This window comes from Chromobacterium haemolyticum DSM 19808 (genome assembly GCF_000711885.1).
Lineage (GTDB): Bacteria > Pseudomonadota > Gammaproteobacteria > Burkholderiales > Chromobacteriaceae > Chromobacterium > Chromobacterium haemolyticum.
In genome coordinates this window covers 214,881-240,003 of sequence record NZ_JONK01000001.1, presented here as the reverse complement: position 1 = coordinate 240,003, position 25,123 = coordinate 214,881, and the positions used below count along the sequence as shown (strand labels likewise).

General features: G+C 63.2%; 23 protein-coding genes. 6 read left to right on the top strand and 17 right to left on the bottom strand.

All coding sequences use genetic code 11. The features are described from left to right. Nucleotides 1-144: 144 nt before the first annotated feature. On the bottom strand, nucleotides 145-813 hold the full coding sequence (locus BR71_RS01070) for a YiaD family glycine zipper/OmpA-like lipoprotein (protein ID WP_043631411.1): 669 nt from the start codon (nucleotides 811-813) through the stop codon (nucleotides 145-147). A gap of 214 nt (nucleotides 814-1,027) precedes the next feature. Between BR71_RS01070 and BR71_RS01065 the strand changes: the two genes are divergently transcribed. Beyond that, nucleotides 1,028-2,293, top strand: a complete 1,266-nt coding sequence (locus BR71_RS01065; protein ID WP_043631407.1) for an Hsp70 family protein — start codon at nucleotides 1,028-1,030, stop codon at nucleotides 2,291-2,293. A 113-nt stretch (nucleotides 2,294-2,406) separates the two neighbouring features. On the opposite strand, the gene BR71_RS01060 is transcribed toward BR71_RS01065, so the two are convergent. The 5 genes from BR71_RS01060 to BR71_RS22650 form a co-directional block, all read right to left on the bottom strand. Further along, entirely contained in the window at nucleotides 2,407-2,769 is a 363-nt protein-coding gene (locus BR71_RS01060; protein WP_043631404.1) for a hypothetical protein, read from the bottom strand. Nucleotides 2,770-3,021: 252 nt separating this feature from the next. Continuing rightward, nucleotides 3,022-4,023: a hypothetical protein gene (locus tag BR71_RS01055; protein WP_043631401.1), complete on the bottom strand. Its 1,002-nt coding sequence runs from the start codon at nucleotides 4,021-4,023 to the stop codon at nucleotides 3,022-3,024. Between the two features lie 124 nt (nucleotides 4,024-4,147). Beyond that, nucleotides 4,148-4,876 (bottom strand): pseudouridine synthase, encoded by a 729-nt coding sequence (locus BR71_RS01050; RefSeq protein WP_043631936.1) that lies wholly within the window; start codon nucleotides 4,874-4,876, stop codon nucleotides 4,148-4,150. 172 nt (nucleotides 4,877-5,048) lie between these two features. Then, nucleotides 5,049-5,450 carry a hypothetical protein gene (locus tag BR71_RS01045; RefSeq protein ID WP_156038763.1) on the bottom strand — a complete coding sequence of 134 codons (402 nt, stop codon included), beginning with the start codon at nucleotides 5,448-5,450 and terminating at the stop codon, nucleotides 5,049-5,051. Beyond that, nucleotides 5,447-6,274, bottom strand: coding sequence for a hypothetical protein (locus tag BR71_RS22650; protein ID WP_052370238.1), 828 nt, complete (start codon nucleotides 6,272-6,274; stop codon nucleotides 5,447-5,449). Before BR71_RS22650 ends, BR71_RS01045 begins: the two co-directional genes overlap by 4 nt. Nucleotides 6,275-6,467: 193 nt before the next feature. Here BR71_RS22650 and BR71_RS01035 point away from each other — a divergent pair, with 193 nt between their 5' ends. Further along, nucleotides 6,468-7,979 carry an amidase gene (locus BR71_RS01035; protein WP_052370237.1) on the top strand — a complete coding sequence of 504 codons (1,512 nt, stop codon included), beginning with the start codon at nucleotides 6,468-6,470 and terminating at the stop codon, nucleotides 7,977-7,979. Here BR71_RS01035 and BR71_RS22645 read toward each other — a convergent pair. From BR71_RS22645 to BR71_RS01005, 6 genes are all read right to left on the bottom strand, one after another. Further along, complete coding sequence (locus tag BR71_RS22645; protein ID WP_052370236.1) at nucleotides 7,969-8,559, bottom strand: PqiC family protein; 591 nt, start codon at nucleotides 8,557-8,559, stop codon at nucleotides 7,969-7,971. The genes BR71_RS01035 and BR71_RS22645 overlap by 11 nt on opposite strands. Continuing rightward, nucleotides 8,556-10,184 (bottom strand): PqiB family protein, encoded by a 1,629-nt coding sequence (locus BR71_RS01025; protein ID WP_043631397.1) that lies wholly within the window; start codon nucleotides 10,182-10,184, stop codon nucleotides 8,556-8,558. The genes BR71_RS22645 and BR71_RS01025 overlap by 4 nt, the downstream gene beginning before the upstream one ends. Beyond that, on the bottom strand, nucleotides 10,174-10,791 hold the full coding sequence (locus BR71_RS01020; protein ID WP_043631927.1) for a paraquat-inducible protein A: 618 nt from the start codon (nucleotides 10,789-10,791) through the stop codon (nucleotides 10,174-10,176). The genes BR71_RS01025 and BR71_RS01020 overlap by 11 nt, the downstream gene beginning before the upstream one ends. After that, nucleotides 10,788-11,414, bottom strand: a complete 627-nt coding sequence (locus BR71_RS01015) for a paraquat-inducible protein A (RefSeq protein ID WP_043631395.1) — start codon at nucleotides 11,412-11,414, stop codon at nucleotides 10,788-10,790. Before BR71_RS01015 ends, BR71_RS01020 begins: the two co-directional genes overlap by 4 nt. Continuing rightward, complete coding sequence (locus BR71_RS01010; protein ID WP_043631390.1) at nucleotides 11,414-11,704, bottom strand: helix-hairpin-helix domain-containing protein; 291 nt, start codon at nucleotides 11,702-11,704, stop codon at nucleotides 11,414-11,416. Before BR71_RS01010 ends, BR71_RS01015 begins: the two co-directional genes overlap by 1 nt. 182 nt (nucleotides 11,705-11,886) lie before the next feature. After that, complete coding sequence (locus BR71_RS01005) at nucleotides 11,887-12,651, bottom strand: sulfite exporter TauE/SafE family protein (protein WP_196783762.1); 765 nt, start codon at nucleotides 12,649-12,651, stop codon at nucleotides 11,887-11,889. A 115-nt stretch (nucleotides 12,652-12,766) separates the two neighbouring features. Here BR71_RS01005 and BR71_RS01000 point away from each other — a divergent pair, with 115 nt between their 5' ends. Then, on the top strand, nucleotides 12,767-13,687 hold the full coding sequence (locus BR71_RS01000) for a LysR family transcriptional regulator (protein WP_081862515.1): 921 nt from the start codon (nucleotides 12,767-12,769) through the stop codon (nucleotides 13,685-13,687). An 84-nt stretch (nucleotides 13,688-13,771) separates the two neighbouring features. Here BR71_RS01000 and purL read toward each other — a convergent pair whose 3' ends face one another. Next, on the bottom strand, nucleotides 13,772-17,731 hold the full coding sequence (gene purL, locus BR71_RS00995; RefSeq protein WP_043631384.1) for a phosphoribosylformylglycinamidine synthase: 3,960 nt from the start codon (nucleotides 17,729-17,731) through the stop codon (nucleotides 13,772-13,774). A gap of 148 nt (nucleotides 17,732-17,879) precedes the next feature. Here purL and BR71_RS00990 point away from each other — a divergent pair, with 148 nt between their 5' ends. Continuing rightward, the gene (locus BR71_RS00990; protein WP_019100167.1) at nucleotides 17,880-18,218 is read left to right on the top strand and encodes a P-II family nitrogen regulator; all 339 of its coding nucleotides are present in this window, start codon (nucleotides 17,880-17,882) and stop codon (nucleotides 18,216-18,218) included. A 224-nt stretch (nucleotides 18,219-18,442) separates the two neighbouring features. Here BR71_RS00990 and BR71_RS00985 read toward each other — a convergent pair whose 3' ends face one another. The 4 genes from BR71_RS00985 to BR71_RS00970 form a co-directional block, all read right to left on the bottom strand. Beyond that, nucleotides 18,443-19,240: a hypothetical protein gene (locus BR71_RS00985; RefSeq protein WP_043631381.1), complete on the bottom strand. Its 798-nt coding sequence runs from the start codon at nucleotides 19,238-19,240 to the stop codon at nucleotides 18,443-18,445. 210 nt (nucleotides 19,241-19,450) lie between these two features. Continuing rightward, nucleotides 19,451-19,672 (bottom strand): hypothetical protein, encoded by a 222-nt coding sequence (locus tag BR71_RS00980; RefSeq protein ID WP_043631372.1) that lies wholly within the window; start codon nucleotides 19,670-19,672, stop codon nucleotides 19,451-19,453. 583 nt (nucleotides 19,673-20,255) lie between these two features. Beyond that, complete coding sequence (locus BR71_RS00975) at nucleotides 20,256-21,770, bottom strand: hypothetical protein (protein WP_043631369.1); 1,515 nt, start codon at nucleotides 21,768-21,770, stop codon at nucleotides 20,256-20,258. Between the two features lie 142 nt (nucleotides 21,771-21,912). After that, nucleotides 21,913-22,704 (bottom strand): outer membrane protein assembly factor BamD, encoded by a 792-nt coding sequence (locus BR71_RS00970; protein WP_043631366.1) that lies wholly within the window; start codon nucleotides 22,702-22,704, stop codon nucleotides 21,913-21,915. Between BR71_RS00970 and rluD the strand changes: the two genes are divergently transcribed. Both rluD and pgeF read left to right on the top strand, forming a co-directional pair. Then, nucleotides 22,703-23,806: a 23S rRNA pseudouridine(1911/1915/1917) synthase RluD gene (gene rluD / locus BR71_RS00965; protein WP_043631363.1), complete on the top strand. Its 1,104-nt coding sequence runs from the start codon at nucleotides 22,703-22,705 to the stop codon at nucleotides 23,804-23,806. The genes BR71_RS00970 and rluD overlap by 2 nt on opposite strands. Further along, nucleotides 23,796-24,551: a peptidoglycan editing factor PgeF gene (gene pgeF / locus BR71_RS00960; protein WP_043631360.1), complete on the top strand. Its 756-nt coding sequence runs from the start codon at nucleotides 23,796-23,798 to the stop codon at nucleotides 24,549-24,551. Before rluD ends, pgeF begins: the two co-directional genes overlap by 11 nt. Nucleotides 24,552-25,123 lie beyond the last annotated feature (572 nt).

The window sequence follows — 25,123 nt, the reverse complement described above, 5'->3', positions numbered from 1 at the left end:
AGAACCTGTTCACAATCTCGCGAGCAAGAGCGAGACAAGGCGAAAACGAGCGAAAAAGCGGAATGTAGGAGTGGTGCATGAGCATTTCGAAACGGCACTCACCATACGACGTCTCACGACGCGCAGCAGATCGTAAACAGGTTCTTAGCCGCGCGCGGCCTCGCCCACGAAGATTTCCACTCGCCTGTTCTTCGCCCGCCCCGCCGCGCTGGCGTTGCTAGCCACCGGCTCATGCGATCCGCGGCCAGTAATGCTGATCCGCCCCTCGGCCACGCCACGCGCGGTCAGATAGTCGCGCGTAGCACGAGCACGATTTAGCGATAGCGGGTCGTTGACCGCATTGGTACCGGTATTATCGGCATGGCCAACGATGCTCACCGTGGTCACCGGATTCTGATTCAAGGTGGCGGCGAAACGATCGAGAATCGGCCGCAGATTGGGCTTGATATCGTAACGCCCCACGTCGAAAGACACATCGCTGGGAATATCCAGCTTCAGTTGATTGTCGGCGGTCTGGCTGACGCTAACGCCGGAACCCTTGGTCGCTTGTTCCATCGCGGCCTTCTGCTCCTGCATGTGCTTGGACCACAAATAACCGCCGCCAGCGCCCAGCGCCGCGCCCAAGGCCGCCCCGGTGGCCGCGCTACGGCCCGGATTGCCTCCCGCGGTCAGGCCACCCAGCACCGCGCCGGCCACGGCCCCAATTGCCGCGCCGGTACCGGTGTCCTTCTGTGTTTCGGACATATTCGCGCAGCCGGACAGGCTGCCGCTGCCCAGCGCCAATGCAACAAACATCACGATCAGTTTATTCATGCCCGGATCCTTTCCATTCAGTCCATTATCCGCGCCAGCTCATGCGGAACGCGCTTTCAGCATATACCCATTACACCGCGGCCACCGCGCGCCCCGGCCAAAAGGCAGGCGCAATCGACGACGCCTGCGCGACAAAACGCTTGATTCGGCAGCTAAAGCCTTCCCTTGCCGCGTCAATCCGCGTACCATCGCGCCTCGCTTTACGGGAGGGAATATGAACACGCAGACTACGGCCCGCGCCTGCGGCATTGACTTTGGCACATCCAACTCCACCGTGGGATGGCTGCGCCCGAACCAAGCCACTCTACTGACGCTGGAGGACGGCAAGATCACCTTGCCCTCGGTGGTTTTCTTCAACTACGAGGAGGATCATTCCGTGTTCGGCCGGCTGGCGCTGCAGGAATACATGGAAGGCTACGAAGGCCGGCTGATGCGTTCGCTGAAAAGCCTGCTGGGCTCCAACCTGATCGACAGCCAGACCGAAGTGCAAGGCAAGGCGCTTCCCTTCCGCCACCTGCTCAGCCTGTTCATCCAGGAGCTGAAATTGCGCGCCGACCGCGCCGCCGACCGCCCATTCGAACAAGTGGTGCTGGGCCGACCCGTCCACTTTGTCGACGACAACCCCAAGGCCGACGCCGAAGCGGAGTCGACGCTGGGCGAGATTGCGCGCCAGGTCGGTTTCAAAGAAGTGTCCTTCCAGTTCGAACCCATCGCAGCCGCCTTCGACTACGAAGCCCGGCTGGACCGCGAAGAGCTGGTGCTGATCGTCGACATCGGCGGCGGCACCTCGGACTTCACCCTGATCCGGCTGGCGCCCGAGCGCCATCGCCTGGACGAGCGCCGCGACGACATCCTCGCCACCGGCGGCGTGCATATCGGCGGCACGGACTTCGACAAGCAATTGAGCCTGCACGGCGTAATGCCTCTGTTCGGCTTCAAAAGCCGCTTGCGCAATAACGCGGAGATGCCGTCCAGCCAATATTTCAACCTGGCCACCTGGCACACCATCAACTTCGCATACACCCGCAAAGCCTGGATGGACCTGCAAGACGTGCATCGCGATGCCGCGCAACCCCAGGTTCTGGATCGACTGTTCCGCCTGATCCAAGACCGCGCCGGCCACCGGCTGGCAATGCAGGTGGAAACCGCCAAGATCGCGCTGTCGGACGAAGCCTTCCATCAGTTGGACCTCGGCCACATAGAGTCGGGCTTGCGCTGCGAGTTGAGCCGCGATCAGTTCAACCAGAGCATCGACGCGATGCTGACCCAGATTGGCGCCACCGTGCGGCAATTGCTAACGGACGCCTGCACCCAGGCCGGCGACATCGACACTGTCTTCTTCACCGGCGGCTCCAGCGGCGTGCCGGCGCTGCGCGACAGCATCAAGCGCCTGCTGCCCCAAGCCCGTCACGTAGAGGGCGACCTGTTCGGCAGCATCGGCAGCGGCCTGGCGATCGAGGCGGCTAAACGCTACGGCTAAGAACCTGTTTACGCTCTCGGGAGCGAGGACAAAATCTCAAACAGACGCCAAACCCATGCTTCAATAGAAAAAGGCCGGGCAATTTGCCCGGCCTTTTGCATGTCCGTTCCGCTTCAAGCATCGGGCTTGCCGCCCGCCGCCTTCTTACCCTTGCGCCGCGCCTCCGGCGGCGGCTCGAATTCAAACAGCTGAGCGGTGCGCCCGGTTTGCGATTGACAGGCTATCATCAGCGCGCGATTGATCGCCTCCTTCTTGCTGACACCCCACCACTCTATCATCTTGTCCAGGGACTTCTGCGCGTCGCGGCTCAGCTCCACCGTCACCGACAGCTCCTGCAGACGACTGCGACGCAGTTCGCGGCTGCGGCGCTTGCGCTCGGCCACGGTCATCGCGCGCTCGCCCAAGGGCTTACGCCCCGGCTTTTTGCGGACGCCGCCAATCAGATCGAAGGTGTAGTGATCGCAAGGATCTTTCATGGCTTGAGTGACGGGTCACAGTCGTTGCTGAAGAGGGGCGCAAGGATAGCACAAAGCAAGCCCTGACGGGCATATCGCGCGTTCCGGCCGCAAAATATCCCATCGCGATGCGGCCGGCACAAAAAAACCCCGGCCTGGTGCCGGGGCAGACTCAATCAGCCGCCCTGAAGGCTGATCGAAAGCGACTCTACAGTTCCAGCATAGCCCTTGTTTCGGCTTTGCACAGCCCGCTTTGACGAAGCAGGATCTGTTTCAGTCGCTGCCGAACTCCCGTTCCAGTTCCGCCAAGGCCTGACGCGTCACCCGCACCGGCATCAAGGCCCGACGCAAAGGCTGAGCCTGCCCCAGCACTAGTTCCTCGAACTCCAGCTCGGTGGCGTCCTCGCCGGGCGCATCCTGCTTCACCCCCATGCGGTTCAAGTACAAGGTCCGCCATTCCAAGCGGAAATAATCCGCAGGATGCTCCAACACATGGCGCACGGTTTCCAACAGGCCCTCAAGACTCAGCGCGCCGCGCGCCTCGCGCAACTGCGGCTCGATCTCTTCCATGCGTCGCTGCACCCCTTCGCAGGTGTCAGGCAGAGGAGATCCGTCCGAGGCTCCATCCACCACGGTGCCGGCCTCGCAACGCAGCACGCTCAAACGCAACTGTAGCCGCGACATCTCGTTGTCCAGCGTCTGACGCAGCTGCTCCAGCAAGCTCAAGCGCCGCGCAATCACCGTGGTCAGCATCTCCTCGCTGCGCCGCGCACTGCTCTCGCGCAGCAGCTCGCGCGACGCGCAGGGCATCGCCAAGCGATGGCCGTCAAAGCTCACCACTTGCTGCGGCACCTCGCGCCGCAACTCTCCCCCCTCCATCGCCACGCCCAGGCGGCCGGTTTCGCTGCGCACCATCGACAGTAAAGCCCAGGCCTCGTCGCCCTGGCTGGCGGACAAGAAAAAGTTGCGCAGGGGCTCGCTCTGCCGCAGGCAGGACAGCAGGCTGGCCGGTCCGGAAAACAACAAACCCAACCTCGGGTCCTGCGCAAAGCCGCGCAAGGATAACTCCAGCGGCTCCGGCATTCGGTTCGGCAACTCGGACAGATAAGCCTGGGTAACGCGCATGCCCGGCGCCAGCGCCTCCAGATAGCCGGGAGTCAGGCGCAAGCGCTTGTCCGTGCCGTCGATCAGGCACTCTATCGCCTGCGTCAACTCCCGCTGCTGCTGCCGGCTTTCGGCATCCAGCCCCCATCTTTGCAACAAGCGCCCTAACATGCATCCCCCTCTAGAAACCTGTTCACTCCCCACTGCTCGTCACAAGCCACAGCGGGCGAGCACGCCGTCTCGCCCTTGCTCGCAAGATCGTCAACACGTTCTAACAGCCGGTCGCCCAGCCGGATTAAAATGATTCGTCGTCGCGCAGATAGCGCCATTGGCCGGTGGGCAGATTGCCCAGCTTGACCTTGCCGATGCGAATCCGCTTCAGACCCACCACGCGCAGCCCCACCAGCTCGCACATGCGGCGAATCTGGCGTTTCTTGCCTTCGCGCAGCACAAAGCGCAACTGGTCCTCGTTCTGCCATGCCACCGTGGCAGGCAGCAATTTTTTACCATCCAGCTCCAGACCATGATTGAGCAGACGCAAACCTTCGTCGGAAAGTTCGCCTTCCACGCGCACCAGGTACTCCTTGTCCACGCTGGAGTTCTCGCCGATAAGCTGCTTGGCCACTCGGCCGTCCTGGGTCAGGATCAGCAGGCCCACCGAGTCGATATCCAGACGGCCGGCCGGCGCCAGCCCTTTCAAATGCTGCGGGGAAAACCGGCGACGGCTCTTGTCCTCCGCCCACTGGTTCTCCGGCTTGACCAGCACCACCGCCGGCTCGTAGCCATCCTCGGCTTGTCCGGACACATAGCCCATGGGTTTGTTCAATAGGATGGTGACGCGCGAGGCCTGCGCGTCCTGGGCCTTCTTATCCACCTCGATCAGATTGTGCGGCAGCACTTTCTGTCCGAGAACGGCCACCTCGCCGTCCACTTTCACCCACCCTTGTTCGATATAGCTATCGGCCTCGCGGCGCGAGCACAGCCCCAACTCGGCCATGCGTTTCGACAGGCGCACTGGTTCCATCATTTCGTTCCGTAATAAAAAAGCGGCTTGCGACCGCTGCGGCGCCCGCCCCGTCTCTTCAACCCAAGACAGGCGACCGGGCAACCCGCAACCACCGGCAAGTCCGCTGTTGCATTTGGCCGTATTGTAGGGGATGCCGCCGCAACTGGCTACGCGGCATCCGCGCCGCCCTTCAGCGCTCGTCCGGCAGCGGCTGGTTCAGCAAGCCGGTGCCCCGCACTTCCTCGCGGGTGGACAGCCGCCATTGCAGCACCTTGCCGCCGGGGTCGAACAGTAGCACCAGCTCTTTGTCGAAGCGATTCTGCGCGCCGATCAAGGGCGCCAGATCAGTGAAGTTCTGCAATTGCGCCCGGTACTGGATGTAGCTGTAGACCCACAGTTCGCGCTCATTGGCGAACTTGATCTTGTCCTGCGGCTCGCCAAAAGCCGCCAGCACTTCGTGCCGCCCGCCGCCGCGCTGAAGCACGCGCTTCACCGCCGGCTCATCCACGCCCTCCAAATGCTGGCTGCCGCTGCTGACGCACGCGCTCAGCCAGCAAGCGCAACCCAAGGCCAATATCCATCCCAACCTCATTTGCCGCCCTCCGCCACCATGGGTTCCAGCTCCACCAGGGCGTCATCGGACCACTCGCCCACCTCCAGCGGCACCGAGTACAAATATTCGCGCGGATACGGCCACTGGAAAAACGGCGTAAACGGTTCGGCGCGGCCATACAGCCAGATCGCCGGCAGGGTGAACTGCCGGCCGCCCTCCTGCAGCGTGACGCTGAACACCGGCTTGTCCGCGATGAATAGATACTGGGCGCGCCCTTGCTCATAGGGATTCTTCTCCCCCTGCAAGCGCGTTAGCCCTTTGAGCATGGCCTCGCCCAAGACCACCGAGGCGCGCCGCGCGCACGCCACCACATCATCCTGACACGTGGCATTGGGCGGCGGCAGGCAGGCTATTTTGCGCTCATCGCGCAGACTGACCCGACCCTGCGCGCCCACCAGGCACTCCAACCGCAAATCGCCCAGTCGCCGGACGTTGGCCGGCAGGCCGCTGCTGCGCACCACCGGCCGCCAGCTCAGCTCCGCCGGCGACAAGCTGGCCACCAGCCAGGCGTTGCGCCGTTCCAGCCCCGACAGTTGCGCCATGGTGAAGCTGTTGTCGCCGGCCAGGCGCACCAGCCCCCTGATGTTGCCGCCATCGCGCCAAGACAGGCTCACGCCCTGCCGCGGCGGATGCGGATAAAGGCGGTAGCGCAGCTCGGCGCCCGGAGCCAGCGCGCGGAAGGCGTCAAACACCTCCCTGCCCTTGGCCAACTCGGCATACGCATACACAGACTCCTTGCCTTGGGCGCGCAAACGCCCGGGCGTCTCGGCAGCCAGCGCGCCGGTCGCCAGCATGGCCAGCATAAGAGCAATGCAAGAGCGCCTTTTTCCATTCGGCATTGCCACCCCCTTCTAATTTAAAAAGCATTAAAGCAACCAAACAATATGCGTATTCGATTTTATTTTGTTGCGGCCTGAACAACAATGCACAACATTTCATTACAATGGCAAACAGCGAAAAGGCCCCACCATTCCATGCAAATTTCAGGAGGCAGACATGATCTGTTTCAAAGAATATGAAGACTACGATGGCATCGGCCTGGCCCAGCTGATCGCCCGCGGCGAGATTGCCGCCAGCGAGGCGACGGCGGCCGCCCAAGCCAGGCTGGAACGGTGGAATCCGGCGCTGAACGCGGTGTGCCTGCCGCTGCCGGAACTGGCCCAAACGCAATTGGCGCAGCCGCAGGGCGGCGGCCCGCTCGCTGGCAGCCCAGTCTTGATCAAGGACTTGCTGGCCGATATCGCCGGCGTCCCCACCCGCAACGGCAGCCGCCTGTTTGACGGCTACACCGCGCCGCGCGACGCAGACATTATCCAGCGCTACCGCCAGGGCGGCCTGATCTTCATCGGCAAAACCGCCACCCCGGAACTGGGCCTCAGCCCCTACACCGAATCCGAAGTCTACGGCCTCAGCCGCAACCCCTGGGATCTGAGCCGGACGCCTGGCGGCTCCAGCGGCGGCTCGGCGGCCGCGGTGGCCGCCGGCATCGTGCCCATCGCCCACGGCGGCGACGGCGGCGGCTCCATCCGCATCCCCGCCTCCAACTGCGGCGTGTTCGGCCTCAAGCCCACCCGGGGCCGCGGCCCGGCCGGACCGGACTACAGCGAGGGCTGGCAAGGCCTGGTCTGCCAACACGCGTTGACGCGCAGCGTGCGCGACAGCGCGGCGATGCTGGATTTGCTGGCTGGCGGTCCGCGCGGCGGCGAGGCTTATTACTGGCCTGCGCCGGAGCAAAGCTTCTTCGCCGCGCACCAACGCGAGCCCGGTAAGCTGCGCATCGCCTGGAGCAAGCGCCCCATTCTGGGCGGCGCGCTGCACCCGGATTGCGCTGCCGCGCTGGACGGCGCATTGGCCTTGCTGGCCGATCTGGGGCATGAGGTGGAAGAAGCGGCCCCGCCGTTGGCGTCTCCGGAGGAGTACAACCGCGCCATGCTGACGATCATCTGCGGGGAAATGGCGGGACTGCTGCGCGACATCGAGCGCCGCACCGGCAAGCCGGCGCGTCACGAGCAACTGGAGGCGGCCAGCTGGGCGCTGGCGCGCTACGGCGAGCGCCTCAGCGCCGGTGAGCTGGCCTGGGCGCGCGGTTTCGCCTGGGAGCAGGCCAGGATCATGGAGACCTTTCATCAGCGCTACGACGTGCTGGCGACCCCTACGCTGAATCAGCCGCCCGCCCTGGTCGGCGGCCTGGGGCCCAGCGCGGCCGAGGCCACGATCTCGCGCTGGATGCTGGGCAAGCTGGGCTGGGACTGGACCTTGCGCTTCGGCCAGTTGATCCCGGCCACCTCGCGCCGCCTGATGGAATACCTGGGCTGGACCATTCCCTTCAATATGAGCGGACAACCCGCGATGAGCGTGCCGCTGCACTGGAATCAGGCGGGGCTGCCCATAGGCGTGCAATTCGTCGCGCGCTGCGGCGACGATCTCACGCTGCTTCAGCTCGCGCGCCAGCTGGAACAGGCGCGTCCATGGGCGCACCGGCGTCCGCCGGCGCCGCCTAGCCCTTGAATCCCGCCAGGGCGGGCCCCAGCTCGTCGGCCACGCGGCGGCTCAGCTCGGTCACCAGCGCCTGCAGGCCGGCCACGGCCGCTGCCGCGTCATTCGTCGCCAAGGGCCGGCTCTGCTGGAAATAGCCGCTGGCCAGCGGTTTCTTGTCGCCCTGTGCCGACAGCGCCTGCCACGCCACTTCCAGCGAGGCGTCGCGCCCCGGCCTCAGCCGCAGTTGGCGCACATCCAGCAATAAGCGGACATCCCCTCCGCCCATGCCCGGCTGCGGATAAGCGTACACGCTGGCCAAGCCCAGAGCGCGGGACACATCCGCCGCCACGGCTTGCGTCAGCATGCGGTCCAACGGCCCGGCCCAACGCTGCAGATCCAGCAACTCGACATTGCCGACCGCATCCTCCACCACTAGTTGCGGCCGCTCCAGCCCAGCCGGCAGCGAGGCTGGACCCACCATGACGCTGACGCCTTGCGCGGGATTGGCCGCCGCCGGCAGCGCCGGACGCAGCTGGTGAAAGGTGGTGGGCGGCGAGGCGCAGGCGCTCAGCAGCGCCAGCATGATCAGACTCAACGCGATGGACTTCATTTTTTCTCTCCCTTGCCGCGTATCAACGCCTCCGGATGGCGGTCCAGGTAATCGGCCAGCGCGCGGAAGCTGCGCGCGGTTTCCGACACCTCTTGCGCGGCGGCGCGCACGTCCTGCTGCAGCGGCGAATCCGCCTGCATCGCCTGACGCGTGCTTTCCAACGTCTTTTGCAGGTCCTCCAGCGTTTTCACCGCCTGCGGCAGCACCTTGCCGTCCATGTTCTCGGACAGTTTGCGCATGCCGTCCAGCGTCTGGTGCAGCGATTTCAACGATTGATTCAATTCCGCGCCTATGCTGTCGAACGGCACCTTGTCCAGGCGGCGCGCAATGCGCTGCAACACCCGCTGCAGCTCTTCCAGGTCGCCCGGCAGCGTCGGCAGCTCGGTCATGCCGTTGCGCACCGACACCTTGGCCGGCTTGGCCTCGGGGAAGAAGTCCAGCGCCACGTAAAGCTGACCGGTGATCAGGCTGCCGGAGCGCAGTTGAGCGCGCAGGCCGTTGCGCACCAGCGACTCCACGGAAATCTTGGCCGACAGGCTGTGGTCGCCGGACAGGGTGTTGAGCCGGCTGGGATAGGTGCGGATATCCACCGTCATGTCGAAGTCCTTGCGCGCCGGCGCGTATTCGATGCCGATGGCGGTGACCTCGCCAAATGTAATCCCGCGGAAATCCACCGGCGCGCCCACGGTCAAGCCCCGCACCGACTGACGGAACTTCAGCCGGAAGGATTGGGTTTCGCGGTCGCGATTCTGCAGCGCCTTCTCTCGGGTTTCGTTGAGCAAGAATAAGTATTTGGCGTCAGGCGCCTTGTCCGGCCCATCGCTAAGCGGAGTTTCGAAGGCGATGCCGCCCAAGGCGATCGCCGCCAATGACTGGGTATTGACGCTCAAACCGTTGGCGCCGATGGCCACGTCGATGCCGCTGGCGTGCCAAAAGCGGCTGTTGACGGTAACGAAGTGATCGTAAGGCGCGTTAATGAAAACCGACAGCTTCACCGCGCTGCCCGCCGGGTCCAGTTCATAGCCCACCACCTGCCCCACCGGCACGCGTCGGAAATAGACCGGCGAGCCGGCGTTGAGCGAGCCCAGGTTGTCGGAACGCAACACGAACATCTTGCCCGGCAAGTCCGCGTTGATGATGGGTGGCACTTCCAGGCCCTTGAACTCGGTGCGGCGCTCCTTGCTCTTGCCCACGTCCATGCCGATGTAGGAGCCGCCCAGCACCGTGCCCAGACCAGACACGCTGCCGCCGGAAATACGGGGCCGAACCACCCAAAAGCGGCTGTCCGCCACCAGGTAATCGTCCACCTTCTTGCTCAGCTCCGCGGTCACCAGAATGGATTGACGATCCGGGCTCACCGACACCGCCTTTACCTCGCCGATCTCCACGTCCTTGTACTTGATCCGGGTCTTGCCGGCTTCCAGCCCTTCCGCGTTCTGAAAGGCGATGGTGATGGTGGGCCCGCGCGACAACACCGCGTTCACCGCCAGCCAGCCGCCAATCACCGCCGCCACCACCGGAATCAGCCACACCAGCGACGGCGACCAGCGCCGCCGCTTCACCGGCACCGCGGCCGGCAAATCCTCGCCGGCTGCGGCCGGGTTTTCGGGTTGATCACTGCTCATCGTCTTCCTTTACCTGATCCCAGATCAGCCTGGGATCGAAACTCATCGCCGCCACCATGGTCAGCACCACCACCGCGCCAAAAGCTATGGCCCCCGGCCCGGCCTTGATCGACGCCAGCGACTGCCATTGCACCAATGCCACCATCAGGGCCACCACGTAAATATCCAACATCGACCACGGGCCTATCACCTCCACCACCCGATACAACCGCGTCCGCTGCCGCGGCGCCCAGCCGGAACCCAACTGTACCGTCGCCAGCAATAACAACAAGGCCAGAATTTTCAACAGCGGCACCAGCACGCTGGCGGTGAATACCACCAGCGCCAGCGGCCAGGAGCCGGACTTCCACAAATACACTACCCCACTCATGATGGTGTCGTTCTGCATGCCCATGATGGTGGAGGTTTCCATGATAGGCAGCAGGTTGGCGGGCAGATAGGCCACCATCGCCGCCAGCAGCAGAGCCCAGCTGCGCTGCAGGCTGTGCGGCTTGCGCGAGTGCAAAGCGGCATGGCAGCGCGGGCAGGATTGAGCGCCTTCGCCGGCGCGGCATAACAAGCCGCATCCGTGACACAGCCACAGGCCGGACTGGACGGCGGTTTTCACGCGGTAGCCCGACATTGCTGATAACGCTCCCACAAATCTTCCGGATTGAAACGGCTGGCGGTGGCCGCCATCAGCATGATCAAGGCGAACAAGGCCATCAGGCCCACGCCCACGTGCACGGTGGCCAGGCTGACCAGCTTCACCAAAGACACCAGGATGCCCAACAGAAACACCTCCACCATGCACCACGGACGGGTCAATATCTTCAGCCGCATCAGCCAGGGAAAGCCGCGCGGCACATGGCCGAAGGCCAGCGGCAGCCGCACGTAAAGCATGCTGCCCAGCTCCAGCGACGGCATCACAATGCCGGTGAACATCACCAGCATGGCCACCGACAGCATGCCCTGGCGCTCCAGCGCCACCACCGTCTGCCACAAGGTGGCCGCGCTGCGGGCCCCGGCGGCCTCCAGCGTCACCACCGGATAGACGTTGGCCAACAGAAAGGCGATCACCCCGGTCAACAGCAAGGCCAGTTCGGCATCCTGTCGCTGCGCGCCGTAATGGCGCACCAGCGCGCCGCAGCGCGGGCAGCAGGCCCGCCCCTCGCCCCTCAACGGCACCCGCATCAGCAAGTCGCAATCATGGCAGGCCGTCAGTTTGGAATCCGCATCCGGCCGCGACATCAGTAACCGCCCTTCGCCTTGCGTTCCGCGGTAAAGCTCCACCACAGCCGCGCCTCGCCGGTGTCCATGTAGTGCACCACCGACATCAGCGTATCCAGCACGCACGGGTCCTGCCGGGTTCCGGTCAATTCGCACAAACGATGGTAAAGTCGCAAAGGCTCGGCGCCGCGCAACTGCGACGGCTGCTCAATGCCGAGCAGGCGCAGGTCGTCGGCCAGGCTGGGGCCGATATTGGGCAGCTCGCGCAAATGCCGCGCCCGCGCGGGGGGCGGACAACGTGATGGGTGCATAAACTCTCGGCGAGGGTCAGGACATCCCGCATGATAAAGGACGCCGCGCCAGAGTTCAAAAGCAGGCTTGGCCTCGATGCCTGCTCAAGGTCGCGAGGACAAAAACAAGGCGGCCGGGAAAGCGGCGTTTAACGCCCTTCCCAAGCCGTACCGCCAAAGCGCGGCCAGCCTTGCACAGCGGATCAACCGTGGAAGATGTCCCAGCCCAGCTTGAGGATGAGCGTACTGGTCAGCAACAGGAACAACACCCGCACAAAGCCCGTGCCTTTCTTCATCGCCACCCAGCTTCCCACCATCGCCCCGGCCATATTGCAGGCCGCCATCGGCAGCGCGTACTGGAACAGCACGTGGCCGGCGGGAATGAAGAAGAGCAAGGCGGCGCAGTTGGTGGTCAGGTTCACCACCTTGGCCGATGCCGAAGCGTGCAGAAAGTCGAAGGCGAAAAAGCGGATAAACAAAAACATCAGGAAGCTGCCGGTGCCGGGGCCGAACAGGCCATCGTAAAAACCGATCGCGCCGCCGATGGCCATGCCTATCGCCATCTCGCGCCGCCCTATCGCCACCGGCTTGTGCAGGGAACCGAAATCCTTCTTCCACAAGGTGTACACCGCCATCACCACCAGCAGCGCCAGCACCATGGGCCGCAACACCGCTTTGTCGATCAAGCTGACTGTGGCCGCGCCCGCGATGGACATGAAGAAGGCCGCCGCCGCCGCCGGCAACACCAAGCGCCACGGCACCCGGACCCGCTTCAGATAAGAACGCGCGGCGGACAGCGTGCCCATCGCCGCGGCCAGCTTATTGGTGCCGAACACCGTGGCCGGCGCCAGATTGGGCAAGGCGCTGAACAAGGCCGGAATCTGGATCAGCCCGCCGCCGCCCACCGCCGCGTCCACCAGGCCGGCGGCAAAGGAAATCACACACAGAAAACTCAAGGTCAACAGCATTCACTTCTCCCGGCTCCGTGCCGCTTACAGTTAGGACAAGATTCTATGCCTTGCCAGCGGCCCGTGCTTGCAATACCGTATTGCGAAAATCGCAATCAAGATGACCGAGGTCGGGATGAAATCGCTGTGGGAATTGCGCGTATTCTGCGCGGTGGTGGAAAGAAAAAGCTTTGTCGCCGCCGCGCGCCAGCTGGGCACCTCGCCCAGCAGCGTCACCCGCGCGGTGCAGGCGCTGGAAGAAGCGCTGGGCGGCAGCTTGCTGGCTCGCTCGCAAAAACAGGTCAACCTGACCTTGGCCGGCGAAAGCTATTACGTCTCCGCGCGCAAGATGCTGGACCTGCAGGAAGAAGCCGAAGACGAGCTGGCCGCCTTGAGCGAGGCCCCGCGCGGCCTGCTGCGTTTTTCCGCGCCGGAGGCGATGAGCCACGCGCTGCTGCCGCCGGTGCTGGCGCGCATGGCCGACGCCAACCCGGAACTGCGCTTCGACGTGCTGTACAGCGACACCATCTTGGACCCGATCCGCGAAAAGCTGGACTTCAGCATCCGCGGCGCCTTCCCCGCCTCCAGCGAGCTGATCGGCTACCCGCTGTGGGATTATCAGCGCCACCTCTACGCCAGCCCGGACTATGTCGCCCGCCATGGCGCTCCGCAAACGCCGGAACAATTGCCGGAACACCGGGTAGTGATCCACTCCGCGCCGCGCGTGCTGAAAGCCTGGAACTTTATCTCCGCCGGCCATCAGCTCAGCCTCAATCTCACGCCCTGGCACCGCGTCAGCTCCGGCAGCGCCGTGCTCAACGCCGTGCTGGCCGGCCTGGGCGTCGCCCGCCTGGGAGACTGGCTGGCCGAGCCGCTGGTCCGCTCCGGCCAACTACTGCGGCTGTGCCCGGACTACCGCATCGTCTCCAGCCACGGCGACAACCCGCAAATGCACGCCGTCTTCGCCAACCGCCGCATCCCGCGCAAAGCCCGGCTGCTGCTGGAAGCCGTGCGCGCGGCCGCCCGCAACGCCGGCCACGGGCTTAAGGCGCGCTGAAACCAAAAAAAACGGAAGCCAAAGCTTCCGTTCGCATATAACGCCAGGCGGGGCCGGACAAACGGCCCGCCGTGAGCTTGCCGCTCAGCCCACCCAGCGGCGAGCGGTGGCGAACATCCGATACCAGCCGCCGTTCTCGCCCCAGTCTGCCGGATGCCAGCTGTTCTGCACCGTGCGGAACACCCGCTCCGGATGCGGCATCATGATGGTGAAGCGGCCATCGGCCGTGGTCACCCCGGTAATGCCGGCCGGCGAACCGTTGGGGTTCAGCGGATAGGTTTGAGTGGCGCGGCCGTCAAAATCGACGTAGCGCAACGCCGTCAGCGCCTGCTCCTGCGCGCCAGGCGCGAATACCGCGCGGCCTTCGCCGTGGCTGACCACCACCGGCAGCTGGCTGCCCGCCATGTCGGACAAGAAGATGGACGGCGAGGCCGTCACTTCCACCATGGCGAAGCGCGCCTCGAACTGCTCGGAAGCGTTGCGATGGAACTTCGGCCAGTGCTCCGCGCCCGGAATGATGGACGACAGATTGGACATCATCTGGCAGCCGTTGCACACGCCCAGCGCGAACGTGTCGGCGCGACCGAAGAAGGCCTCGAACTGCTCGCGGGCGCGCGGATTGAACAGAATGCTCTTGGCCCAACCCTCGCCGGCGCCCAGCACGTCGCCGTAGCTGAAGCCGCCGCAGGCGGCCAAGCCCTTGAAGTCCGCCAGCGACACGCGACCGCTGATGATGTCGCTCATGTGCACGTCCACGGTGTCGAAACCGGCTCGGTCGAAAGCCGCCGCCATCTCCAACTGACCGTTGACGCCCTGCTCGCGCAGCACCGCCAGGCGCGGACGCGCGCCGCTGGCGATGAAAGGCGCCGCCGGATCGGCGTGCACGTCAAAGCTCAGCTTGGCGCTCAGGCCCGGCGCTTTCGGGCTGGAGCGCAGCAGATGCTCGCTGTCTGCGCACGCCGGATTGTCGCGCAGGCGCTGCATGCGGGCGCTGGTCTCGGACCACTCGCGATGCAGATCGGAACGGCTCTCGTTGAACAGCTCCACGCCGCGGTGCTTGATGACCAGGCGATCCTTGTTGTTGACGCGGCCGATCACAAACAGCTCGCGGCCGATGCCGGCCTTCATGAAGCGCGAGATCACCTCCGGCGTGTCGGATTTCTTCACCTGCAACACCGCGCCCAGCTCTTCATTGAACAGCACCCGCATCAGGCGGCCATGGGTGGCGGCTTCCTGAGTGGGCTGAACGAAGTCGTCGATAATGCGCTGGGTGTTCTTGCGCTCGATCACCAGTTCCTGCAGATCGATGGTGACGCCGATATGGCCGGCGAACATCATTTCCGACAAGGTCACGAACAGGCCGCCGTCGGAACGGTCGTGGTAGGCCAGCAACATATCGTCGCGCAACAGCGTCTGCACGGTGTTGAAGAAGGCCGCCAACTGGTGCGGGCTCTCCACATCCGGCGCCTTGCCCTCCATCGCTTTCCACACCTGGCCGTAAATGGAGCCGCCCAAACGGCAACGGCCGTAGCCCAGATCGATCAGGATCAGGTCGGTGTCCTTGTCCTCTTTCAGCTCCGGCGTGGCGGTTTTGCGCACGTCTTCCACCGGGGAAAAAGCGGAAATGATCAGCGACAGCGGCGCGGTCACGGCTTTCTTCTCGCCGGCCTCTTCCCACACCGTCTTCATCGACAAGGAATCCTTGCCCACAGGGATGCTGATGCCCAGGTCCTGGCTCAGCTTGGACACCGCTTCCACCGTGCGGTACAGACGCGCTTCCTCGCCCGGGTGGCCCGCGGCGGCCATCCAGTTGGCGGACAGTTTGACGTTGCCCAGGTGGCCGACGAAGGACGCGGCGATATTGGTCAACGCCTCGCCTATCGCCATGCGGCCGGAGGCCGGCGCGTCGAACAAGGCGGTGGGCGTGCGTTCGCCCATTGCCATCGCTTCGCCGCGATAGGTGTTGAAACCCATGGTGGTGACGGCGACGTCCGCCACCGGCACCTGCCAGCGACCCACCATTTGATCCCGCGCGGTCATGCCGCCCACGGTGCGGTCTCCGATGGTGATCAGGAAGGACTTGTCCGCCACCGTCGGGTTGCGCAGCACGCGCAACGCGGTTTCCTTCAGTTCAAAGCGCGAAGCATCGAAGATGCTCAAATCGCGCTCGCGGGTGGTCACGTCGCGGGTCATGCGCGGCGGCTTGCCCAACAGCACCTCCAGCGGCATGTCCACCGGATTGTTGTCGAAGTGATCGTCGCGCACTTGCAGATGGCCGTCGTCGGTGGCCACGCCCAGCACCGCGAACGGGCAACGCTCGCGTTCGCACAGCGCGCTGAAGCGCTCCAGGTCCTGCGGCAGCACCGCCATCACATAGCGCTCCTGCGACTCGTTGGACCAGATCTGCATCGGCGTCATGCCCTTTTCTTCCAGATGCACTTTGCGCAAATGGAAGACGGCGCCGCGGCCGGCGTCGTTCACCAGTTCCGGAAAGGCGTTGGACAGGCCGCCGGCGCCCACGTCGTGAATGGACACGATGGGGTTGGCGTCGCCCATCTGCCAGCAGCGGTCGATCACTTCCTGACAGCGACGTTCGATTTCCGGGTTGCCGCGCTGCACGGAGTCAAAGTCCAAGTCCGCGCTGTTGGCGCCGGTGTCCATCGACGAAGCCGCGCCGCCGCCCAGGCCGATCAGCAAGCTGGGGCCGCCCAGTTGAATCAGCAGCGCGCCTTCCGGAATCTCGTTCTTGTGAATTTGCTGCTGCTGGATGTTGCCCAGGCCGCCGGCGATCATGATCGGCTTGTGATAGCCGCGCATCTCGCCTTCTACCTCTTCTTCGAAGGTGCGGAAATAGCCGGTCAGATTGGGGCGGCCGAATTCATTGTTAAACGCCGCGCCGCCGATCGGGCCTTCCAGCATGATCTGCAAGGCGGAGGCGATGCGCTCCGGCTTGCCGTACTGCGCCGCCGTGTCGCTGTAACGCTCCCACGGCTGCACAAAGCCCGGAATGTTCAGGTTGGACACGGTGAAGCCGGTCATGCCGGCCTTGGGGCGCGAGCCGCGGCCGGTGGCGCCCTCGTCGCGGATCTCGCCGCCGTTGCCGGTGGATGCGCCGGCGAACGGTGAAATCGCCGTCGGGTGGTTGTGCGTCTCCACCTTCATCAGGATATCGGTGGGTTCGCTGTGGTAAGCGTAAGCGTGGCCTTCCGGCTGCGGGTAGAAGCGCTCGATGAAAGCGCCTTCGATCACCGAGGCGTTGTCCTTGTACGCCACCAGCGTGCCTTGCGGATTGGCGTCGTGGGTGTCCCGGATCATGCGGAACAGCGACTTTTCCTGCTCTTCGCCGTCGATGATGAATTTGGCGTTGAAGATCTTGTGGCGGCAGTGCTCGGAGTTGGCCTGCGCAAACATCATCAATTCCACATCGGTGGGGTTGCGCCGCATCTTGGTGAAGTTTTCCACCAGGTAATCCACTTCGTCCTCGGACAAGGCCAGGCCCAGATCGGCGTTGGCAGCCTCCAGCGCCGCGCGGCCGCCGGCGAGGATGTCCACCGACGTCATCGGCTGCGGATCTTGATGGACAAACAGGCGTGCGGCGTCGTCCAGCGACGGCAGCACCGTTTCCGTCATCCTATCGTGCAAGAGGCCCGTCAAAATATGACGAGCCTCTTCATTTAAAGATGATTGTGCGGACTTAACCCAGAAGGCGGTGCCGCGTTCGATGCGGAGAATCCCTCCCAGCCCGCAGTGCTGGGCGATATCGGTGGCCTTGGAGGCCCAGGGCGACAAAGTGCCCAATCGCGGCGTCACCAGAAACAGTTCGCCATCCGGCTGGCCGGCCAACGGCGCTTCGCCGTAGCTCAGCAACTTGCCCAAGGTGGCCTGCTCTTCCAACGTCAGTTCGGTTTCGCTTTCGGCGAAATGCCAGAATTCGGCACTGATGCTGAGATCCGGCAGCCCGGCTTCGGCGGCTGCGGCAAGCAGTTTTTCAAGACGGAACGGCGACAGCGCAACGCCGCCACGGAGCTTGGTAAGGTAAGACATTAGACACCCGCGACAAGTATCAGGAAAGCGCGTCATAATACAGCAATTCACTGTTTGTTTTAAGCGGCTAATTGCCCGGATGCCCGCCGCTTAATAAAATAATCCTCATCCGTATAGCATTTCATCTCATCAGCAAGGAGCTTCCAGCATGAAAAAGGTTGAAGCCGTGATCAAGCCGTTCAAACTGGACGAGGTGCGCGAAGCCTTGTCCGAACTGGGCATCAACGGCCTGACCGTTACCGAGGTCAAGGGCTTTGGCCGCCAAAAGGGCCATACCGAGCTCTACCGCGGCGCCGAATACGTGGTGGACTTTTTACCCAAAGTGAAAGTGGAAGTGATTCTGCCAGACGACCTGGTGGAACGCGCCATCGAAACCATCGTCGCCACCGCCCGCACCGGCAAGATAGGCGACGGCAAGATCTTCGTCACCCCGGTGGAGCAAGTGGTGCGCATCCGCACCGGCGAAACCAACGAGCAGGCGATCTAAGTTTACCTCTTCAATGCCCCGCTTCCGCGGGGCATTGTCCATCCGCATCAGAATCCTTGAAAAGCCTCTTTCTGCACGTGTTCACAATCTCGCGGGCTAAGGCGTGACAGGGCGAAAACGAGCGAAAAAGCGGAATGTACACGTGGTACATAAGCATTTTGAGCTTGTTTTTAACGCCGTATGCCGCAGCGCAGCAGATCGTGAACAGGTTCTCAACACCTCTTTCAATTGACGCCCCGAGCTGGCGAGTACATCCAGCCTGGATTTCGCCCCCCAGTACATTGCCCCGACTTCACTGTTTTATAGGTGCAAAACGCTTTCCCCGGCGCATTGCTGTTCGAATGCTCAGCCCCGTCCCAGCACACGGCCGTTGTGCCTTCAATCAGATAATTGGGGTGCGGCGTCTTCCCGTCCGTTTGCGCATAGTCCTGCCCCGTGCAGTCGCCAATACCCCCAGCCTGCCATTTCATTACGGCAACCTTGGCCGGCGCGTACACCCAGCCGGGGTTGCGTCCGCCCGTACAGCTTTCCACCGTTACCGATTTGTAAGTGCAGAACGCCTGCCCCGGACTATTGACGTTATTGTAAGTCTTGCCATCCCAGCACACTGCTATCGTCCCTACCGTAGCCAGCTCCTTAGAGGGCAGGCTGGAGCCATAACTCGCGTTCACGTCTCGACCAGCACAATCTCCAACCCCCTTCTCCTCCCAGGCGAACTCCTTGACCGGCGCCGCGGCATACGCCTTCCCGGTATTGATGCCACCGACGCATGCAGCGCGGCTGATGTTCTTGTAGGTGCAAAATGCTACGCCGGGGCTATTGCGGTTCGAATATGCCTTTCCGTCCCAACACACGGCGGTCAGTCCGCTTGCCGCATAATGATTATCGGGAACACTGCCGCTGGTACTGCCCACATCCCGCCCCGCGCAATCCGTCAACCCCGTATCCAGCCATTCAAAATCCGCCGCGCTTGCTCCGACGGTAAACAATACCAGGCTAACCGCCAACACTCTTTGTTTCATGTTTCATCCATCCTGGTAGTAGGTTAAAAATGCGTGCCACTCCCTGGTCCGAGGCGCGCAAACCAGAATCATAGCCACGGCAAGAAACATTCAAAAACCAGAATATTCACAAAACATAATCAATTAACCCAGTGCATACCAGAGAACTGGGCTTATCAACCCTCCCAAGACTCCGCTCCCGCGAGGCCTTGTCATTCACCCCAGCCGCGATCAGCATTTGTGCTTGCGTTCCAACCACACCAACACGCCCAGGCTACGGTGCAACTCATGCACCGCCCCCACGTGGTGGTACAGATTCAACCGCGGCCCGGCCAGGCCCAGCAGTACTTCCAGATAATTGAGAAAGCCCAGTTGCAAGCCGTGGCGATGGCTGCGGTCGCTGCAATCGATGTCGCGCGCAATGTGGTGCAATAAACCGTGCCCGATGTACAACTGGTGTTTTTCAGCAGTTGAGCCAGATGGGCGGCGTACTAGCGACCCAGGAAGCAAGCTCTCTCGTAATCCTGAGTTGCCTCCGGCTGCCAGTAATGCGGATGATTGCACCCCGGAATATAGCGGACAAAAGGCAGGCGGATTTCTTTGGTTTCCAGCGAGACGAAGCGATAACGCGAGCACGACAAAGCCTGCTGTTGCGGAGAATCGATGGTCTAGCGCACGCCGGATGCCTTGGGTGCGAGGGGTTTGGATTTATTGCGAGCAGACTGCGTCATTGCAGCCTCCTGAGCAAGTGGCGCCAAACCACGAAAACGGCAAGGCGGGGACATGACAAGGTTGGCCTACGGGGGAAGAATCCAAACACCGGCGGACCAATGAAGGCGCCCTTGCCATGACCCGCCCAGATCAGGCATAACAATCACAAGCGGACATGCTGCGAAGCACGTCCACCAGATCCTTCACTTCTAGAGGCCAATCCCGAGCGCCGCGATTGCTGAGGCGCGGGGCTGTTGTGACATGACGTGTCTGGGAGTCAAGGCGGCGCGGATCGCCGAAGCGTAGCAGTCCTTTGAACAGGCTCTTAATCCAAAGGCCCGAACAGGCAAGTATGCACCTTGCCGTGCTTCTCCTGACCCGCTGCCACCACCTTGCCGTCACCGGACATGACGATATGGCTGCTGCTCCGCTCCTCGCCCGGGCAGAACAGGCGCTGTGTCTTCGGCGCGCCAAAACGCCAGCGTAAAGTGGCGTATCCGCCCTGCTCCGGCTGGGTGGAGGTACCCGCCACCACGCGACCGTCCTGACTAAAAGCGGTCAACGTCAGATCATCGATCACCGGCGAGAACGGCGCCAGCTTGCCGTTTTCCAAGCGCAGCGGGAACGTCCCGTCTGCCGTGAACGAGTTCAGCCATAAGTAGCGGCCATCCTCGGAGACCGAGCGCAAGAACATCCCCAGGCTCTCCTTGCGAGTTTCCGCGCGCACCGCCGCCTCCAGATCCACCTCGCCCTCCGGCGAGACTTGCACGAAGGCGCGGCTATGGTCGCTTTCCCGGTTAAAGGACACAAAAACCGTGCGCCCATCCGCGGACAAACTCTCCAGCACGGACTTGGCGCGGATCACGCTGACGCCCTCGCCCGCACGCCAACGCACGGCGTCGCTCTCCATGAAGATATTGCCATCCTCGCCGCCCATGCCGGCCAAGGCCAGCACTTGCGCGTCAGCCGTCTTGCCTTCCGCCTCGGCCTGCCACGGCAAGGGCTCGCGCCGGCTTGGCTTGCCCTCGTCCGGATTCCAGACAAAGCCGTGCCAAACGCCGGTGTCGGCATGCTTGAAGTAGCCGGCCACATCCCCGCGCCCCGGATGGACGCCGGAAACTTGCAGCTTAGTCACCTCGCCATCACTCATCAGCGGGCTTTCGTTCATGAAATCTTGCATGCGCCGCATCCGCCGCAGCATGTCCAGATTGCCGCGCAAGGCAAGACCGGCCGTTACCGCCCCATCCGCGCTCAGCGCCAGCGGCAGGCTCATGGGTTCCGGCAACAAGCTGAACCCCTTGCCCTCCACCCATTGGAAGCCGCGCAGCATCGCTTTTTCGTCGCTCAGCAGCCAGCCAATCACCGTGCGGCCGTCGGCGCTGATATCTGTGACGCCGGACAGCCAGGCTTGGCCCGCAGGCACCAGCGTCTCCAGCGCGCCGCCGCGCCGCCAGCGCACAGCCTCCAGTTTGCCGTCCCGGCCAGTGCCAAAAGCCAAGGTCAGGCCGTCTCGCGACATCGCCATATAGCTGGTGGTGAAATAACTGCCCTTGGGCAAAGGCAAGGCCGCCTCCGTTCGCCCCTGACGCAAGGTCAAGCCGTTGGCCGAACGCAACGCCCACAGCTCATGCCAAGGGAAACGCAGCTTGAGCGCATCAATCAAGCCCATGACGGAATCGTTCAGTTCGCCGTCGCCGGCGCTCAGCAGTTGCGCCGAGCCGTCGTAGGACAGCTTTTCCGGGTAACGCTCTTTCAGTAGGACGACGTCTGGCTTTGTGGCGGCGGCAACCGGCGCGCACAAGGCGGCCAGCACCAACAGGGAAGCGAAGGTTTTGGACATGACTAATTATGATTATCGGCTTAAAGCTTGAGATCCTATCATCCCAAAAGCATTACCCTCAAACCATGGCCCCACGCAACTTGCCCGGCATCAAACAAAAAGCCCCCGGAATCCGGGGGCTTTCAAACCATTCAAGGCCAGCTTACTTCCACAGTTTCCACCACGGCATGTCCTCAATGGACCAGCCCTCTTTCAGGTATTCGCTGTTGGGGTAGTTCAGCGCCAGCACGCGCTTGGCGTCGTCGCGCAGTTGCGGCATGGACAGCTTGTCGTAAGCCGCCACCATGATGCCCAGCGCCTCTTCCGGGTACTTGGTGTTGGCGTAGTTCTTCACCACGCCCTGGGCGCGGTTGGCGGCGGCTAGGTAAGCGCCGCGCTTCATGTAATAGCGGGCTACGTGCATCTCGTTGCCGCCCAGCGCGTCCAGCAGCCGCTCCATCTTCTTGGAGGCGTCTTCCTTGTAAATGCTGTTGGGGAAGCGCGTCACCAGTTCGCGGAAGGCGGTGAAGGCCTCGCGCGCGGCGCGCGGATCGCGCTCGCTCATGTCCTGGCCGGCCCATTTGGCCAGCAAGCCGGAATCATCGTTGTAAAACACCAAGCCTTTCAGATAATAGAGGTAGTCCAGGTTTGGATGGGTGGGATGAAGCTTGATGAAACGGTCGGCGGAGGCGATGGCCTGCTCCGGCTCGTTATCCTTGTAATGGGTATAAGCCAGGTCCATCTGCGCCTGCTGAGCGTAACGCCCGTAAGGGAAACGCGCTTCCAGCGTTTCGTAGAGCTTGACAGCGCGGGTATAATTGCCGCTGTTCAACTCATCATGCGCTTCCGAATACAGCTTTTCCACGGTCCAGCCGCGAGTCTCATCGTAGGTTTCCGTGGTTGCACAACCGGCAAGCCCCATCACCAACATTGCAGCGACAACGTATCTTTTCATGACTGATCCTTACTTTGACCCGGACGATTATAGCGACATCTCGGAAAACGAGATATCCGCTACACAACAACTTGATGTTCCGCTGTCGCTGGGCGGCGAACGGCTGGATGCCGCGCTGGCGAAATTGATGCCGGAATACTCGCGCAGCCGCCTTACGCAATGGATCAAAGATGGCCACGTGCTGCTGGACGGCAAAACCGCCGCGCCCAAGACCAAGGTGCTGGGGGGCGAGAAGCTGGATGTCACTCTGATGCGCAGCAACGAAGAGATGGCCTTCCAGCCGGAAGCCATGGACTTGCCCATCATTTTTGAAGACGACCACATCCTGGTGATCAACAAGCCGGCCGGCCTGGTGGTGCACCCTGCCTCCGGCAACTGGAGCGGCACCCTGCTCAACGGCCTGCTGCACCACTGCCCGGCGCTGGCCCAAGTGCCGCGCGCCGGCATTGTGCACCGGCTGGACAAGGACACGAGCGGCTTGATGGTGGTGGCCAAGACGCTGCCGGCCCAGACCGAACTGGTCCGCCAATTGCAGGCGCGCACCGTCAAGCGCATCTATCGCGCCATCGCCGACGGCAACGTGCCGTTTGACGGCACCATCGAAACCCAGATGGGCCGCGACCCGCACAACCGCCTGAAAATGGCGGTGCTGAAGTTTGGCGGCAAACAGGCCATCACCCATGTGCGGGTGCTGGAGCGCTTCGCCAGCCACTCCTATATCGAGTGCAAGCTGGAAACCGGCCGCACCCACCAGATCCGCGTGCACATGCGCGAAGCCAACCACCCGCTGGCCGGCGACCCGATCTACGGCAACCTGCGGCACAAGATGGACGAAGACATCGCCGCAGCGGTCAAGGCGCTGGGCCGCCAAGCGCTGCACGCTTACTCGCTGACCCTGGTGCACCCGGCCAGCGGCGAGGAGCGCAACTGGAAAGCGCCGCTGCCGGACGACCTGCGCCACCTGCTGGACGTGCTGCGCGGAGACGGCGACACCGCCGACGCCGCGCCGATGCCGCAGTTGCTGGACGATACGGAAGACGAAGAATGGGACGATGAGGACGAAGAAGACGACGGCGACGTGGAGGTAATCTATGTCCGCTGAGCTGTCCGCCAAGCAAGCGCCGGACTGGCTGGAAGCCGACTGGCCGGCGCCGCCGAATGTGCGCACCCTGATCACCACCCGCAACGGCGGCGTCAGCGCCGCGCCCTTTCACAGCTTGAACCTGGGCCTGCACGTGGGCGACGATCCGGCCGCCGTGGCCACCAACCGCGCGCTGCTGCGCCAACAACTGCCGGCGGAGCCGGCCTGGCTGAATCAGGTGCACGGCGTGACGGTGCTGAACGCGGCCGAGGTGGGCGCCCAGCCCCCGGACGCCGACGCCAGCTTCAGCCGCCAGCCCGGCACGGTGTGCGCGGTGATGACCGCGGACTGCCTGCCGCTCTTGCTGTGCAATAGCGAAGGCACCGTAGTGGCCGCCGCCCACGCCGGCTGGCGCGGGTTGTGCGACGGCGTGATAGAAGCCGCCGTGGCCGCCTGCAACGAGCGCCCGGCGCGGCTGATGGCCTGGCTGGGCCCCGCCATCGGCCCGGATGCCTTTGAAGTGGGCGCGGAAGTGCGCGCCGCCTTCATGGAACGCAACCCGGCCGCCGCGGCCGCCTTCAGCGACATTGGCGACGGCAAATACCTGGCCGACATCTACGCGCTGGCGCGCCAGCGCCTGAACGCCGCCGGCGTGGAGCAAATCTACGGCGGCGAGGAATGCACGGTGATAGACCGCGCGCGCTTCTTCTCCTACCGCCGCGACGGCCAGACCGGCCGCATGGCCAGCCTGATCTGGCTGGAGTAAGAATCTGTTTACGATCCGCTGCGCGTCGGCGATACAGCGTTGAAACCGGCTTCGAAATGCTCACGTACCACACGTACATTCCGCTTTTTCAGCCGTTTTCGCCTTGTCTTACCTTAGCTCGCGAGATCGTGAACAGGTCCCAAGACATCCGCCCCAGAGCCCCGCTGCGCGCGGGGCTTTTCATTGATTGCGCGATCAGACAGGCCAAAAACCCAACACACCAATTACGCACCACTTTCCTCCAACTCAGCACTGCCCGCGCCATGATGCAAATCCACAACATCTAGTGGCCCGCGCCGCTCACTGCGCTGCGGCTTGTTTCAACAAGGTTTCTTGGCTACAGAATGAAATGTGTCGGCCGGCCAAAAAAAATCTCACGCCCCGCAAAGCCAGCAACCACGGGCTTTCGCCCCCCATCCTCTCCAAAACAGCCATTAAATCTTCCGCTGTCAAGACTTGTACTGCCCCATACTCAACACTAGAATTTGGGTGTTCCGCGAGCTACAAACAATACATATTGTGTTTACCCACAGCTCGCGCACAGCTTTTCAACAGATTTGTCCACAGCCGGC

What these genes read in the sequence shown, in the direction of transcription:
- BR71_RS01070 (WP_043631411.1), bottom strand. Translation starts at nt 813, where the DNA reads ATGAATAAACTGATCGTGATGTTTGTTGCATTGGCGCTGGGCAGCGGC.
- BR71_RS01065 (WP_043631407.1), top strand. Translation starts at nt 1,028, where the DNA reads ATGAACACGCAGACTACGGCCCGCGCCTGCGGCATTGACTTTGGCACA.
- BR71_RS01060 (WP_043631404.1), bottom strand. Translation starts at nt 2,769, where the DNA reads ATGAAAGATCCTTGCGATCACTACACCTTCGATCTGATTGGCGGCGTC.
- BR71_RS01055 (WP_043631401.1), bottom strand. Translation starts at nt 4,023, where the DNA reads ATGTTAGGGCGCTTGTTGCAAAGATGGGGGCTGGATGCCGAAAGCCGG.
- BR71_RS01050 (WP_043631936.1), bottom strand. Translation starts at nt 4,876, where the DNA reads ATGGAACCAGTGCGCCTGTCGAAACGCATGGCCGAGTTGGGGCTGTGC.
- BR71_RS01045 (WP_156038763.1), bottom strand. Translation starts at nt 5,450, where the DNA reads ATGAGGTTGGGATGGATATTGGCCTTGGGTTGCGCTTGCTGGCTGAGC.
- BR71_RS22650 (WP_052370238.1), bottom strand. Translation starts at nt 6,274, where the DNA reads ATGCTGGCCATGCTGGCGACCGGCGCGCTGGCTGCCGAGACGCCCGGG.
- BR71_RS01035 (WP_052370237.1), top strand. Translation starts at nt 6,468, where the DNA reads ATGATCTGTTTCAAAGAATATGAAGACTACGATGGCATCGGCCTGGCC.
- BR71_RS22645 (WP_052370236.1), bottom strand. Translation starts at nt 8,559, where the DNA reads ATGAAGTCCATCGCGTTGAGTCTGATCATGCTGGCGCTGCTGAGCGCC.
- BR71_RS01025 (WP_043631397.1), bottom strand. Translation starts at nt 10,184, where the DNA reads ATGAGCAGTGATCAACCCGAAAACCCGGCCGCAGCCGGCGAGGATTTG.
- BR71_RS01015 (WP_043631395.1), bottom strand. Translation starts at nt 11,414, where the DNA reads ATGTCGCGGCCGGATGCGGATTCCAAACTGACGGCCTGCCATGATTGC.
- BR71_RS01010 (WP_043631390.1), bottom strand. Translation starts at nt 11,704, where the DNA reads ATGCACCCATCACGTTGTCCGCCCCCCGCGCGGGCGCGGCATTTGCGC.
- BR71_RS01005 (WP_196783762.1), bottom strand. Translation starts at nt 12,651, where the DNA reads ATGCTGTTGACCTTGAGTTTTCTGTGTGTGATTTCCTTTGCCGCCGGC.
- BR71_RS01000 (WP_081862515.1), top strand. Translation starts at nt 12,767, where the DNA reads ATGAAATCGCTGTGGGAATTGCGCGTATTCTGCGCGGTGGTGGAAAGA.
- purL (WP_043631384.1), bottom strand. Translation starts at nt 17,731, where the DNA reads ATGTCTTACCTTACCAAGCTCCGTGGCGGCGTTGCGCTGTCGCCGTTC.
- BR71_RS00990 (WP_019100167.1), top strand. Translation starts at nt 17,880, where the DNA reads ATGAAAAAGGTTGAAGCCGTGATCAAGCCGTTCAAACTGGACGAGGTG.
- BR71_RS00985 (WP_043631381.1), bottom strand. Translation starts at nt 19,240, where the DNA reads ATGAAACAAAGAGTGTTGGCGGTTAGCCTGGTATTGTTTACCGTCGGA.
- BR71_RS00975 (WP_043631369.1), bottom strand. Translation starts at nt 21,770, where the DNA reads ATGTCCAAAACCTTCGCTTCCCTGTTGGTGCTGGCCGCCTTGTGCGCG.
- rluD (WP_043631363.1), top strand. Translation starts at nt 22,703, where the DNA reads ATGACTGATCCTTACTTTGACCCGGACGATTATAGCGACATCTCGGAA.
- BR71_RS00970 (WP_043631366.1), bottom strand. Translation starts at nt 22,704, where the DNA reads ATGAAAAGATACGTTGTCGCTGCAATGTTGGTGATGGGGCTTGCCGGT.
- pgeF (WP_043631360.1), top strand. Translation starts at nt 23,796, where the DNA reads ATGTCCGCTGAGCTGTCCGCCAAGCAAGCGCCGGACTGGCTGGAAGCC.